The sequence below is a fragment of the Mycoplasmopsis alligatoris A21JP2 genome, assembly GCF_000178375.1.
Lineage (GTDB): Bacteria > Bacillota_I > Bacilli_A > Mycoplasmatales > Metamycoplasmataceae > Mycoplasmopsis > Mycoplasmopsis alligatoris.
Window position 1 is genome coordinate 271,184 of the sequence record NZ_ADNC01000027.1, and the last position, 14,595, is coordinate 285,778.

Here is a 14,595-nt window from a genome sequence, read left to right on the forward strand (position 1 = left end):
GAAAAAATGGATTATAAAAAAACATTAATAATGCCAAATACTAAGTTTGAAATGAAAGCAAACTTAACTCAAAAAGAAGCATTATTTAGAAAAGAATGAGAAGACAACCATGTCTATAAATTGGTGTTAGAAAAATATAAAAATAGCCCTAGATTTGTTTTACATGACGGGCCGCCATATGCAAATGGTGACTTACATGTAGGTCATGCTTTAAACAAAATTTTAAAAGATATTATTGTACGTTATAAAACCTTACGAGGATTTTACAGTCCTTTTGTTCCAGGATGGGATACACACGGTTTACCTATTGAACATAGAATGTTAACAGAAGCAAAAATTAATAAAGATGAATTAACGCCGATTATTTTAAGAAAAAAAGCTGCCAAATATGCCTATAAACAAATAGAAAACCAAAAAAAACAATTCAAGACACTACAAATGTTAAGTGACTTTGAAAACATCTACATAACAATGGATAAAAAGTTTGAGGCTAACCAATTAAAATTATTCAAAAAAATGACATTAGATGGCTTAGTTTATAAAGGATTAAAACCAGTTTATTGATCACCATCTTCTCAATCCGCACTTGCTGAAGCAGAAGTTGAATATCAAGATGTAACTTCTCCATCAATTTATGTTGCTTTTGAAGTTACAGAATCAAATCAAAGTGCAGTTAAAAAAGGAGATCATCTTGTTATTTGAACCACTACTCCTTGAACATTAATTGCTAATGCTGGAGTAGCTTTAGGAGAAGAATTTAGCTATAGCAGAGTAGAATATGAAAATAAATTCTACTTTATTGCAACTGATTTAGTTGAAAAATTTGCCGAAGAAGCTCAGTGAGAAAATTACAAAATAGTTTCTAAACACAAAGCAAGTGAAATAGTTGGCGTTAAGTATTTAACTCCAATACTAAAAAAATTAGCACCTGTTATAATAGGTCACCATGTTACACTTGAAGCAGGAACTGGATTAGTTCATATTGCTCCATTATTTGGTGAGGATGACTTTTTAATCGGTAAAAAACATAAATTGGATATGATTATGCATATAGCAGATAATGGTCATGTTGATTATGAATGTAAATACAAAACTTTTTTCTATGAAAAAGCTAATAAATTTATAATACAGGATTTAACTGAAGAAAAAACACTTTTAAAAGCTAATAAAATTAAGCACTCGTATCCACATGATTGAAGAACTCATCAACCGATAATGTTTAGAGGTACACCTCAATGATTTGTATCTATAGATAAGATAAAAAAAGATATTATTGATCAAATTTTGAAAGTTAAAACATATCCTGTTTGAGCACAAAAACGTTTAGTACAAATGATAGAAAACAGAAACGATTGAACTATTTCACGTCAAAGAACTTGAGGAGTTCCAATAACTATTTTTTATGATAAAGATAAAAATCCTGTTATTAAAGAAGATATATTCGACTATGTTATAGCACTTGTAGAACAATTTGGTTGTGATGTTTGATGAGAAAAATCAACTGATGAATTATTACCTGAAAAATATAGAAATCTAGGATTTACTAGAGAAATGGATATTATGGACGTTTGATTTGATTCAGGTTCAACAAGTATTGCAATTGATAATATTGAAGGTGTCGAAGCTCCATTCGATGTTTATTTAGAAGGTATTGATCAATACAGAGGTTGATTTAACTCATCTGTTATTAATTCAGTTGCATATCGTGGCAAAGCTCCTTATAAAACATTAATAAGTCACGGTTTTGTTTTAGATGGAAAAGGTGAAAAAATGTCTAAATCTAAAGGTAACATAATTTCTCCTTTAGATATTGTAAAGAAAAACGGAGCTGATATTTTAAGGTTATGAGCAGCAAATAGCGAATACTCAAACGATGTTAATATTTCAGAAAAAATTATTGAGCAAAATAGTGAAATATATAGAAAAGTCAGAAATACATTAAGATTTTTATTAGGAAATTTAAATGATTATAAATATGATAAAAATCAAAAAAGAGAAGATATTCATCTATTTATAAAAGAAGAATTAAACCAATTAAAAATACAAGTTTTAAAAGCTTATGATGATTTTAAATTTATAAACGTGATAAAAATGGTTAATAAATACATAGTTTCACTTTCAGGATTTTATTTAAGTGTTACTAAAGATATTTTATATGTCGATAAAAAAGATTCTGAACGCAGAAAACAAACTCTTGCCAATTTTTATGAAATTGTAGAATTTTTAATTTTTGCTTTAGGCCCAATAATGCCTACAACAATAGAAGAAACATACAAACATTTTAATAACGAAAATAAAAAGATTTCATTTATGCTTGAAGATTATGATTTTACTAAATTAGCTGTAGATCAGGCATATTTAGAAAAATTTAATGAATTCTTTGAGTTAAGAGATAGAGTAAATATCTTAGTTGAAACAGGAATCAAAAATGGTTTAATCAAAAGATCTAATGAGGCCAATGTTTTTGTAAATGAACCTAGTGAATTTTTAAAATCACTTGAATTAAAACAATTATTAATGGTTGGAAATGTTGAATTTTCACAAGAAGAAAAACTTGAAGTTTTTGAAAGCGAAAAATGTCAAAGATGTTGAAACCATTTTGCTCTTAAAGAATTTAAAGATGAATTATGTTTAAATTGTTTTGAAATTATTAAGGATTTAGTACCAAATGAACAGTAAAATTATTGAATATAAAAAGAAATTTATTAATCATGTTATAACAAATAAAAAAACTATTTTAATTAACTACTTAATATTTTTTGGAATTTTTGCAGCTTTGTTGCTTATTGACCAATTAACAAAAACTTATATTTTTCAACATGGAGATGTAAGACAATTTGTTAGAGGTGGAAGTGATACAGAATTAGTTAAAAATCCATTTTGAAGAATTATAAATACTTCAAAAGAAAGTGAATGAGTAACACCAGATACTATTCTTCCTCAAAATCCAGAAATGTGAGGAGGAAATTCATTTTTAGGAACAAGATTTATTTGACACCGCGGAGTAACATTTTTACCTAAAAGTGTAAGCATAGGATTTATTCAATTTATTAGTATGATAATTTTCTTAACAGCCTTGTTTACACCGCTTTTCATCAAAAATAAAACTCTTGTTATTGCTATAGGAATAATTATTGCAGGTGATATGGGTAACATGCTTGATCGTTTTATCTTTAGAGGATATGTAAAAGATTTATTTTATTGACCATTTTTAGAAAAATGACTAAATAGAGGATTAGGAACATTTAACTTTGCTGATGTTTGTGTAATGGTTGGAGCAGGAATTTCATTTATTTCAATTTTTACAGATTTTATTTCTTCATTTATTAAAGAAAAGAATAAAACAAAAAAAGATAAAAAGAAAAACGAAAATAATAATCAAGAGACAATATAGTCTCTTTTTTATATAAAAAAATGGCCAATGACCATTTTGCTTTTTAATTATTTTAATTCTTTTTCAAGTAGTTCGATAACTTCTTGTTCAGTATCAAGCTCTAGTGCTTTATTTGCTCAAACTTCCATTTCTTTTTTGCTTAACTTATTAACTAAATCCCTACTTGTTAAAATACTTCCTGCTGACATTGAAAATTCATCTAATCCTAAACCTAATAAAATAGGTAAAGCTCTTTTGTCACCAGCCATTTCTCCACACATTCCAGCTCACTTATTGTGCTTGTGTGCTCCATCTATTACTAATTTAACTAATTTTAGAATAGAAGGATTAAGAGGTTGATATAAATAAGAAATGTTTTCGCTCATTCTATCAGCGGCCATTGAATATTGAATTAAGTCATTTGTTCCAATTGAAACAAAATCTGCATATTTACAGAATTTATCTGATAAAACAGCAGCAGCAGGAGTTTCCATCATTAAACCAACTTCAATGTCTTTTTTATCAGCTATTTCAACACCTTCTGATTTTAGTTCATCATAACATTCATCATAAACCTTTTTAGCTTGTAAAAATTCTTGAACGTTAGTAATCATAGGAAACATAATTGCTACTTTTCCAAATTTACTTGCTCTTATTAAAGCTCTTAATTGAGTTTTAAAAATATCTAAGTTTTGTAAACAAAATCTAATTGCTCTATAACCTAAAAATGGGTTCATTTCTTCTGGGAATTTATAGTATTTAAGAGTTTTATCACCACCTATATCTAGTGTTCTTATAACAACTCTTTTTCCTTTCATACCTTCAACAACTTTTTTATATGATTCATATTGTTCTTGTTCTGTAGGTCAATGATCATTATCCATGTATAAAAATTCTGATCTAAACAATCCAATTGCTTCACCATCGTTTTCTAAAACGCTTTCTAAATCTTTAGGTGTTCCTATGTTAGCTGCTAATTCTACATGGTGCTTATCTGTGGTTACAGAGGCTTTACCTTTTAATAAAATTAATTTTGATAAGTACTCTTCATGCTCTTTTAAAAGTTTATTGTATTTTTTTAACTCTTCGGCATTAGGTTCTAAAATAACTTCACCATTATTTCCATTTAATGCTATCATTGAGCCATTTTTGGCATGTTCTAAAACATTGTTTGTACCCACAACACTAGGAATATTTAAACTTCGAGCCATAATTGCTGTATGAGATGTAGGGCCTCCAATATTTGTTACAAACCCTTTTACAAATTTTTTGTTTAATTGAACAGTTTGAGAAGGCGATAAATCTTGAGCTACAATAACTACTTCTTGATCAATTTGTGTTAAATCAATTTCATCAATCCCATTTAGTGCAAATAATAATTTTTTAGCAACATCTTTAACGTCGGCTGCTCTTTCACGCATATATTCGTCATCCATATTAGCAAACATTTGAGCAAATTCCTCATAAAATTGATTGACTGCGAATTCAGCACTAAAACCATCATTACTGATTAATCCATTAACACTATCAATTGCATAAGGGTCAGTTGCAAAATTAATATGAGCTTCAAAAATAGCTGCATGTTCAGGATCTTGAGCCATTTCTTTAGTTTTTTCTAGTTTTGCTTTAACTTTTTCAATTGCATTTTTATATTTTAAAAGTTCTTCTTCTTTATTTTTTGAAAATTTTTCTATATCTACTGGTAATTCTTCAATTTTAAAGATTTTTGCTATTGCAACTCCTCTTGAAGCACCAATTCCTTTTAGTTTCATATACACCTCCGTATAATATTTTAATTTTATATTTTTATGTATTTAATTTTAAATCATAATATAGCGCAAAAAAATAAATGTGTAAATAATTACATTTTTTTAATACATTTAACTAAGCTGAACTTTAATATTATTTTTTTTGCAACACAAAAAATTTAATTATGGAAATCATTTTTCATTTTTTTATAAACAATTTTCATAATTTATGTCTAAAATGTAATAAAAAATTAAAAATTTTCATATTTTTATTATTTATTTTCATTTTCTTGTTTTTTTACTAGATAGTATTTTTTTGTATAAAATAACAATAATAAAAATGTTAAAGGAGAACTTATGAAATACAATTTTTTATCAAATTTTTCTTTAAAAAGTACTTCTTTAACTGATCCTACTCCTACAAATATAACTTTATGAATTTTAAGCTCAGTTTTAATCATCGTTTTAATTGGCGTAATAATATGAAGAATTTTTATAGTTAATAAAAAAGATTCCTGGCACAATCAAAAAAATCTTGCTGGATCAGTCTCCAAGAGCTTTTTAAAAGTAATTTCTGATTTATCATATTCAGAAAAAATTGATGTCTTAGTAAATATAGGTTTTAAAAATAAGTACGCAAAGAAAGAAATTTCACTTATTCCTGCATTAATAAGAAGAAATAATAAATTATTTTTGATAACTAATTTAGTTGAAAACAAGGCTAATAAAGAAATTATTATTAAAAACAATAAACTTTATTATGACTCAAAAAATTATTATGCAAATATTGATTTATACTGAAATTTTGAAATAATAAAATTTATTTCTAAAGAACTTATTCAGGATGTAGAAATTCAAAATATTGTTTTAACAAAAAATGAATTTTTGCACTCAAATGGTGATTCAAACTTTTTAATAAGTACAATTTATAATTTAATAGAAATTATGGATAAACAAATCATTAAAGAAATAAGTGATAACGATTTTAAAAAAATTAAAGATAAATTTTTAAGTCTCAATTTAAATAAGAATAGTGGTCAGCATGGAATTTAACATATATGGTTTTGCTGTAGCGATATTGGTATTTATTTGTTCTACAATTTATACTTATTTAATTAGAAAAATTATTTTATCGAGATATGAAGAAAAAATTAAAAATGTGTCTCCTGCCCAAGAAGCTAGAGCTATTTTAAAAACAAAAGATAAAAATATTTATATTGGATTTAGTTTTAATTTTTTCAAATTAGAAATAGATAAATACAGAAATAGAATTAATGTATTACAAAAATTTAGTTCAGAATACACAATTTATTCATTGATACATTTTACTTTTTTGGCTTATTTATACCCAAAAAAGACAAAATTAAACTGTTTTTTTGAATATTTACAAAAAGCATTAAATGTATTAATATTTGTAAACATTTTATGATTAAGCACATTTAATTTATGAATTATTGCTTTAAGTTTATTTGGTTTTATATTTATTTTTAATTTGATAATCATTATTGCTAATTGAAAAAAAGTTAATCAATCGCTTTATGTAAGTTATGAAAAATTAAAATATTTATTAACTGAAAATGAATATGCATTAGCAGTTAATCTGTTAAAAAAATATAAATATTACGAACTTGATAAATTTTTAAACTCTGGCATTAGTCCATTTGTTGAAATGATTTCTAGTTTTAATCAGTGAGGTAAATAATGGACAAAAAAACTCGAAAAAGGCATATTGAATTATTAGTAAATGTTTACGAACTAGATTATGAAACAGTTGAAAAATTTAATGATGATGAACTAAAACAAGAACTTGAAAAACATCAAGACTTAGCAATTGACAATTCAAAGAATCCTAATAAATTTTGAATTATAAAAGGCTTACCAAAACCAAAAAACTTTCAAACAACCACATCTACAAAGGGTGGATGAATTATATTTGGAATATTTATATTTATGTTACTTATAGCAGGGTTAACATTCATGTTAATTGCATTTGCAAAACATGGTTTAATTTAAGGAGAAAGAATGTCAAAACTATTTAATCCATCAATGATGGAATACGATAAAAAATTAACAGATTGAAAACAGGTAGTTAATCATGGAGTTAACATGTTGGTTGAAAATGGCTATGCTACAGCTCAATTGGAAAACGCTATCTTAGAATCAACTGAAAAATATGGTGCTTATTATGTTTTAGAAAAAGGAATAGCTTTATTGCACGCTGCTCCTGGTGATTACATTTTAAAAAATGGTACAAGCACACTAATATTAGATAAAGAAGTAGTTTTTAATAATCAAAGTGATAAAAGTGCGCGGATTATTATTACGCTTTCAGCAAAAGATTCAACAACTCATATTGGAATTTTGCAAGAATTTTCACATTATTTTATGAATGATGATTTTAAAAAAGAAGCTTTGAAAGTAAAAAGCTTAGAAGAATTTAATAACTTATTAGAAAAATATAAAGGAGAATAATATGGTTATAAAAACAGTTTGTGGCTCAGGCCTAGGTTCATCACTTTTAGTAGAAATGAACGTTAAATCAGTATTGGACAGTTTAGGAGTAGAATACGATTCAGTAGAACATACAAATATTTCTAACTTTAGTGGTGCTGGTGTGGATTATGTAGTAGTTGGAGCTGATGTAGCACCAACAATTGAATTTCCAGAAGACAAAAAAATAGTTTTACTAAACATTCTTTCTAAAAAAGAATTAGAAGAAAAACTAAAAATAGCTTTAAAACTATAAATTTAAGAAACTTAATTAGCAAGCTGATTTTAGGTTTGGGTCAGCTTATTAGGTTTATGCTGCTTTTTAAGTTTTACAAACTACTAAAAATTTATACACAATAAATTTATGGAGGAAAATTGGAATACTTAAACTGAATCTTAGGATTCTTCAAAGATTTTGTTGCTGTTCCTGCCTTTTTAGTTGGTATTTTTACTTTAATTGGAGCCTTAATTTTGAGAAAAAAAGGTTCACAAGTTGTTATTTCAGTATTTAAAGTAATTATTGGTTTCTTAATATTAGGAGGTGGAGCAGGTGTACTTGTTGGTTCACTATCTTCTTTCCAACCAGTATTTGAGGCCACATACGGACTAAACGGAGTTATTCCGAATAACGATGCTTTTGCAGGAGCATTAACAAAAGTTCCGGCTATTGCAACCTTAGGTTCTTTAATCATGGTTGTTGGAATGTTGCTAAATTTACTTTTAGCAGTAGTTTCTAGATTTAAATATGTTTATTTATCTGGACACGTTTTATTTTACTTATCACTTTCAATTGCAACTGTATTTATTACTTTAGGATTTAATCCTGAAAATGCAGGAGATTTTGCAATTATGTTAATTGGAGGAGCTACTTTACTAGGTTCGTATATGGTAATTTCACCAGCTACTCAACAAAGACATATGAACATGATAATCGGTTCTAATGAATTAGGACTAGGACACACTGGTGGATTTGGATATGCACTAAGTGGTTATATCGGTGAAGGTATTGGAAAATTTATGAAGGGAAAAGTGCTTTCAACTGAAGCTATTAAATTCCCTAAATCACTATATTTCTTTAGAAATACATTAGTTTCTTTATCACTAACCGTTTTAGTTTTTTACATATTTGCCTTTTTACCAGGTGGAATAATGTATGAACTAGGATACATTAAACATGCAAAGGCAGTTGAAATTTTATCTAGACAAAATTGAATAGTTACAATGTTAGTGCAAGCCTTTACATTTACTGCTGGAGTTGAAATTATGCTTTCAGGAGTTAGATTATTTATTGGTGAATTAATTCCTACATTTAAGGGAATTTCAGACAAATTAATTAAAGACTCTAAGGCCGCAGTTGACTGTCCAGTCGTTTTCCCTTACGCACCAAATGCTGTTTTAATCGGATTTATTTCTAGTTTTATAGCAGGAATAATAGGTATGGGAATTACTATTGGTCTTAACAAAGGTGGATTATTAGCTGTTATAATTTTACCTGGACTAATTCCTCACTTTTTCTTAGGAGCTACATCAGGAGTTTTTGGGAATGTAAAAGGTGGAATTGTTGGAGCTATTGTAGGCCCATTTGTTCATGGATTAATAATCACTTTTGTACCAGCTTTATTTATATGATTAAGTTATGTACCACAATCAAGTGATGTTCTAAACGAATTAGTTGTAAAAACAGACCCTAAAATTGTTTCTACGTTAAATTCACTTAACTGAGGAGATACCGACTATGTTGTTGGGGCCTTTCCTGGATTATTTGGTTTAATTAACAAATTTGTTGGATTTGCAGTTTGTTTAGTTCTTTACTTTGGATTAATGATTGATGGTATTATCAATAAATTTGTTAAAAAGAATAAAGCTAAAAAAGTTGCTTAATAAAAAAATCTTGGGCTACCAAGATTTTTTATTATTCTTTAATACTCAATTTAGTCGATTCAATTAAACTTTCAACAAGTTCATTTTCTAGTGTTTCAAGAAGGTCAAGTTCCGCTTCTAGAGCCATTACTATTTCCAAATTTGGCCTAGTTACAGGTTCTTTTGGCGCAAATAATTCACAAGTTTCATTTGCTTTTTCTATTGAAATATCATAGGTATCTATTTTTTTAGCTATTTTAATTGTTTCTTCTTTATCAAAACAAAGAAGAGGTCTAAAAATTTGCATATTTGTTGAATAACCAATTGTTGAAAGAGATTCTAAAGTTTGAGAAGCTACTTGTCCTAAATTATCACCATTTGAAAGTGCTAAATAATTATGTTTTTGTGCAACTTTTTGTGCTATACGATAAAAACTACGACGCATCAGTGTAATTTTATATGCTTGATTTGATGTCATGGCCAAATAATTCATAAGCTTTGAATAATTACCTAAATTTAAAATTGAAGTGATTTGATATTTATTTAAAGTTCCAGACAATCTTTTAATTTTATTGACAGTTTTTTCATCCGTTTGCGGTGGAGTTATAAAAGATAAATAATCAACTTTTAAACCTCTTTTCATTAACATAAAAGCAGCAACAGGTGAATCAATTCCTCCACTCATTAAGTGTAATACTTTTCCTGAACTACCAACCGGAAGTCCGCCCAGACCTTTATAATAATTAGCAAAAACATAAGTGTCTTTATTTCTTATTTCTACATAAAATGTTTGATCTGGAGTGTGAACATCAACTTTTAAGTGACTATTTTTTAAAATGTGTCCTCCCAAAATATTATTTAAATCACTTGACTGTATTGGGAATTTTTTGTAATTTCTTCGAGCAGCAACTTTAAAAGTTTTGGCTTCTTTTTCAATTAACAATAAAACTGTTGATTTTATTTCATCTAAATCGTGTTTTATAACTTTTACTGGTGAATATGAAGATAATCCAAATACATATTGTAAATTTTCCATATTCTCCTGTGAATAAGGTAAATACATTCTATCATATTCAACCTCAGGAGCCATTCCTACTATGTGTTTTATATTATTTGATAAGTGATTAATAAAAGTTTTACGATTTTTTTTCTTTAATACCAATTCTCCATATCTAATTAAAATTTTGTCAAACATTATTTACCTTCTTTTTTAATATATGCACTTAATATTGCATATGCATTTTTATAATTTTTATTTTCAGCTTCTTGATTAGCTTCATAAAATAATTGAACATATTGATCTTGATTTTTATTTTCTTTTACATTACTTAATTCATTAATTAAAAGAAAATACATTTTTTTATACATAATGTTTTCAGAAAGTATACGAATTAATTTTTTAAGGTCTTTTTGGTATGTGCTTAAAACTTCTTTAAAAGTTTTGAAATTTTGTGAATCTAAATGATGTTGTAATTTTCTAAAAGCATTATTACAAATATCTAAACTACTTTTAATTTGATCAGAAATTTGTGCAGTTGCCAAATTCTTTGGAAGCATGTCATGGCTATTGATTTCATAAAATAAATTATTATAATATTGCATTTCTAAAAAAGTTTTATTAATATCTATATCTAAATTTTGATAATTAAATGTTGTTAATTTCTGATAAATCAAAAGTGATAAATTGATAAAAGATTCTAAGTCTTCATAACTTGTTGATGAATTTAAACTTGTGTATGCATCAGTATAATGTTTAATATTTATTTGTAAATTTTTATTATTATTGTTTTTTTCTAAGTCAAATATTTTTGAGTATATTAAGTCTATATTAACTTTATTTTTTTTATAAATTTCTTGAATGTTTCTAATTAATAAATTTTTGTTAAAGTCCGCATAAATCTCTTTATAAATATCAATAATATTTTGAATATATTTTTCATATTCAATATTTTCAAGCACAGTTTTTACATGATGTAACTGATCTAATATATTTTGATAAATTTCAGTATCTTTTTTACTTTGAATTATTTTTTCTAAGTTGTTATAAATAACTCACTCTAAACTTATTGCACTATCAACAAAGTGAATGATGTTAATTAATTCATCTTTAATTTGATCAATTTGACTCATTACTTCTGAAAAATTTTCATGGCTATTTAACTTATTTATATGAGTTAATTTTTCAGAAATCATGTTTAAATTAGTTAATAGATTAGGGCCAATGTTTTTGATGTTTAATTCATTGGCTTTTAAGTAGCTTTTTGATTGCTCTATAGAATCTAAAAGTATTGATCATGAATCTTCAACTAGCTTTCATTTTTTATCTAACTGTCCAGCCAAAGACATAAATTTGTCAATGGAATCTTGTGTTTCTTTTAAAACTAATTTTGTTTTTTTATAAAACTTAAGAAAACTAAATGAAAACTTTTTCTTAAGTTCATGACTTAAAATTGTTACTTCAGAATTTGTTTTATAAATTTTTTTATTTATTTCAGTGTATACAGAATTAACTTGACGATAAATTTCTTTATCACTTTTTTCTCTTTTACTTAAGTTTTCAATTTTTGTATTAATATTAAAACAGTTTTGAGTTTCAATATTTAGCTTAATTTTTTTCTTACTAATTTTTTTGTCGATAATTAATGTTGCTAATTTTCTTACAAAAAAGTAAAATAAAAAAATACTAATAATTATGAAAATTATTGATAAAAAAATAATTAAATATGTTCAAATTTCTGGCATATTGCTATTATAATTTATTTTAAATAAATACTTTGTATTAAACTTGTAAAAATAAGGAAAAAATGAAAACAGAATCTTTTGCATTCCAAATAAAAAAAGAAGTTATTGACAATATTAAAAGTCCTAAACATATAAAAGCTTTTGTTAAAGGTTTTATTTTTTCTAACTCAATAATTGAAGAAAACAACTATAAAATAGTTATAAAAAACGATTATTTAAGAACCAAATTTATTAGTTTTTTAGATAAAACAAGAACTATTTATAAATATGATGTAAAACAAAAAAGTTATATTTTTATTAGCACTGGTGATTACAACTTAAATAATTTAACTGAATATCAAGCTGCTTTTTTTAGTGGTGTATTTTGTGCAAGTGGAAATATTTCAACAAAAAAAACTGCTTCGTATCATTTAGAAATTTTTAGTCATTATCAGGAAAACACTGAATTTTTAGTTGACATTTTAAATGCTCATAATTTTCAATTTAATATTTTTGAGCGTAATAACAAGGTTTATGCATATATAAAAAAACTAGAGCAAATTTGTGATTTTTTAGGTGCTATAGAAGCAAAAACATCTTATTTTGAATTACAAGATATTAAGATTTCAAGAGATATTGAAAATTCAATAAATCGTGTACAAAATATTGATATTTCCAATATTTCAAGAGTTGCAAAAAGTAATTTAAAACATAGTGCAAACATAAAATTCATATTTGACAATCATTTAGAAAAGTATTTTAATGAAAATCAATTAGTGTTTTTTAAATTAAAACTTGAAAATCCGTATTCAACTTTAAATGATTTAAGTGACATTTTATATGAAAAATATAATATAAATATGACCAAAAGTGGACTTAATCATTGATTAATTAAATTAAATACAATTGCAAAAATGTATGGTGTAAAGTAACTTATTTAGCTTGTACATAGCTAAATTAGTAAATAAATTTAATATAAAAAATAATCAATAAATATATTTGTTTAAATTCAAAAATGTAATAAAATAAATAAGCAATGATATTTAATTGCAGAAAAGTAGATTCACTTCTCACCTGATGACCATAGTCTTGGGTTTAGCTACAATTAAAAAGTATCATATTCGTTTTGGATTGATACCTTTTAATGAGAAGAAGTGGGAAACCACTTTTTAAAATTTTTAAGGAGTTATTATTCAACCAAAAATGAAGAAACCGAGTGCTGAGCACTACGTTAACAACGCAATACCTTTTAAACAAGTTTTTTTAATAGGTAGTGATGGTGAAAAAATTGGTGTAAAGTACACCAAAGATGCTATAGAACTTGCAAGAACTGAAAAAATGGATTTAGTTTTAATTCAAGTTGAACCTAAACCAATTGCCAGAATTTTAGATTATGGAAAATTTAAATATGACCGTAAAAAGAAACAAAAAGAAGTTAAAGAAAAACAAGTTTTAGTCCAAAACAGAGAAGTTAGATTAACACCAATGATTGGTGAAAATGATTTAATGACTAAAAGTAAAAAAGCAAGAGAATTCCTATTAAAAGGAGACCGTATTAAAGTATCTCTTAAATTAAGAGGTAGAGAAATGGGTAGACAAGATTTAGGGCTTGCAACTTTAAACAAGTTTTTTGCAACTTTAGAAGATATAGCAGAAATTACTAAAGAACCAAAATTAGTTAATGATCGTTTCCTCGACATGAATCTCCAACCAAACAAAACAAAAATTCAAAAATACATCAAAGATCAAAAAGAAGCTAAAGAATCTGATGCTTCTGAAAAAGGAGAATAATGCCAAAAATGAAAACCAAAAGTGCGTTAAAAAAACGTATTAAAATTACTGGTACTGGTAAAGTAATGAGAGAACAAGCATATCGTTCTCACTTAGCACAAAATAAAACTACTAAACAAAAACGCCAATCAAGAAAATCTGTTCTAATGTCAAAAAGCGACGTTAAAAGATTTAAAGCATTGTTCTAATTTGCTTACTTATTTATTTTGAAAATTATTAATAATTAATATTGAAAGGAAAATTTAAATATGGCTAGAGTTAAAGGCGGAACAGTTACAAGAGCAAGACGTAAAAAATGATTAAAGCTTGCTAAAGGATATTTTGGACACAAATCAGTAGGATATAAAGTTGCTAAACAAGCGGTTGTTAAATCATGAACATATGCATTTAGAGACCGTAAACAAGTTAAAAGAAACTTTAGAAAATTATGAATAGCACGTATAAATGCAGCAACAAGAGCTGCTGGTATGAGCTACTCAAGATTTATTAATGGACTAAAGAAAGCAAACATTTTAATTAACAGAAAAATGCTTTCAGAATTAGCAATTAATGAACCAAAAACATTTGCAACATTAGTTGAATTAGCTAGAGATGCAAAATAATTAAGACGTC

At 26.1% G+C, this 14,595-nt stretch carries 15 protein-coding genes; 12 read left to right on the plus strand and 3 right to left on the minus strand.

Annotated features, from left to right (window positions below; genetic code table 4):
* Positions 1–6 precede the first annotated feature (6 nt).
* Together ileS and MALL_RS03805 are read left to right on the plus strand one after the other, a co-directional pair.
* Positions 7–2,679, plus strand: coding sequence for an isoleucine--tRNA ligase (ileS, locus tag MALL_RS03800; RefSeq protein ID WP_005683823.1), 2,673 nt, complete (start codon positions 7–9; stop codon positions 2,677–2,679).
* Complete coding sequence (locus MALL_RS03805; protein WP_005683947.1) at positions 2,669–3,394, plus strand: signal peptidase II; 726 nt, start codon at positions 2,669–2,671, stop codon at positions 3,392–3,394. Before ileS ends, MALL_RS03805 begins: the two co-directional genes overlap by 11 nt.
* A 47-nt stretch (positions 3,395–3,441) precedes the next feature.
* Here MALL_RS03805 and ptsP read toward each other — a convergent pair whose 3' ends face one another.
* Complete coding sequence (gene ptsP, locus MALL_RS03810) at positions 3,442–5,145, minus strand: phosphoenolpyruvate--protein phosphotransferase (protein WP_005683871.1); 1,704 nt, start codon at positions 5,143–5,145, stop codon at positions 3,442–3,444.
* 333 nt (positions 5,146–5,478) lie between these two features.
* Between ptsP and MALL_RS03815 the strand changes: the two genes are divergently transcribed.
* The 6 genes from MALL_RS03815 to MALL_RS03840 all read left to right on the plus strand — a co-directional run bounded on the left by MALL_RS03815 (position 5,479) and on the right by MALL_RS03840 (position 9,492).
* Positions 5,479–6,174: a hypothetical protein gene (locus MALL_RS03815; protein WP_005683791.1), complete on the plus strand. Its 696-nt coding sequence runs from the start codon at positions 5,479–5,481 to the stop codon at positions 6,172–6,174.
* A complete protein-coding gene (locus tag MALL_RS03820) occupies positions 6,164–6,823 on the plus strand; it encodes a hypothetical protein (protein ID WP_005683762.1) in 660 nt (219 codons plus the stop codon). Before MALL_RS03815 ends, MALL_RS03820 begins: the two co-directional genes overlap by 11 nt.
* Complete coding sequence (locus tag MALL_RS03825; protein WP_005683714.1) at positions 6,823–7,134, plus strand: hypothetical protein; 312 nt, start codon at positions 6,823–6,825, stop codon at positions 7,132–7,134. The genes MALL_RS03820 and MALL_RS03825 overlap by 1 nt, the downstream gene beginning before the upstream one ends.
* A 9-nt stretch (positions 7,135–7,143) precedes the next feature.
* Complete coding sequence (locus tag MALL_RS03830) at positions 7,144–7,593, plus strand: PTS sugar transporter subunit IIA (RefSeq protein ID WP_005683718.1); 450 nt, start codon at positions 7,144–7,146, stop codon at positions 7,591–7,593.
* Position 7,594: 1 nt separating this feature from the next.
* A complete protein-coding gene (locus MALL_RS03835) occupies positions 7,595–7,867 on the plus strand; it encodes a PTS sugar transporter subunit IIB (protein ID WP_005683808.1) in 273 nt (90 codons plus the stop codon).
* A 119-nt stretch (positions 7,868–7,986) separates the two neighbouring features.
* The gene (locus MALL_RS03840; RefSeq protein ID WP_005683879.1) at positions 7,987–9,492 is read left to right on the plus strand and encodes a PTS ascorbate transporter subunit IIC; all 1,506 of its coding nucleotides are present in this window, start codon (positions 7,987–7,989) and stop codon (positions 9,490–9,492) included.
* 31 nt (positions 9,493–9,523) lie between these two features.
* Here the strand turns inward: MALL_RS03840 and thiI are convergent, their stop codons facing one another.
* Both thiI and MALL_RS03850 read right to left on the minus strand, forming a co-directional pair.
* The gene (gene thiI / locus MALL_RS03845) at positions 9,524–10,666 is read right to left on the minus strand and encodes a tRNA uracil 4-sulfurtransferase ThiI (protein ID WP_005683950.1); all 1,143 of its coding nucleotides are present in this window, start codon (positions 10,664–10,666) and stop codon (positions 9,524–9,526) included.
* Positions 10,666–12,213 carry a hypothetical protein gene (locus MALL_RS03850; protein ID WP_005683782.1) on the minus strand — a complete coding sequence of 516 codons (1,548 nt, stop codon included), beginning with the start codon at positions 12,211–12,213 and terminating at the stop codon, positions 10,666–10,668. Before MALL_RS03850 ends, thiI begins: the two co-directional genes overlap by 1 nt.
* Positions 12,214–12,275: 62 nt before the next feature.
* On the opposite strand from MALL_RS03850, the gene whiA reads away from it, so the two are divergent.
* The 4 genes from whiA to rplT all read left to right on the plus strand — a co-directional run bounded on the left by whiA (position 12,276) and on the right by rplT (position 14,585).
* Positions 12,276–13,124, plus strand: coding sequence for a DNA-binding protein WhiA (gene whiA, locus MALL_RS03855; protein WP_005683937.1), 849 nt, complete (start codon positions 12,276–12,278; stop codon positions 13,122–13,124).
* Between the two features lie 271 nt (positions 13,125–13,395).
* Positions 13,396–13,983, plus strand: coding sequence for a translation initiation factor IF-3 (gene infC / locus MALL_RS03860; protein WP_005683858.1), 588 nt, complete (start codon positions 13,396–13,398; stop codon positions 13,981–13,983).
* A complete protein-coding gene (gene rpmI, locus MALL_RS03865; protein ID WP_005683817.1) occupies positions 13,983–14,171 on the plus strand; it encodes a 50S ribosomal protein L35 in 189 nt (62 codons plus the stop codon). The genes infC and rpmI overlap by 1 nt, the downstream gene beginning before the upstream one ends.
* Positions 14,172–14,231: 60 nt before the next feature.
* Complete coding sequence (gene rplT / locus MALL_RS03870; RefSeq protein ID WP_005683734.1) at positions 14,232–14,585, plus strand: 50S ribosomal protein L20; 354 nt, start codon at positions 14,232–14,234, stop codon at positions 14,583–14,585.
* Positions 14,586–14,595: the final 10 nt, after the last annotated feature.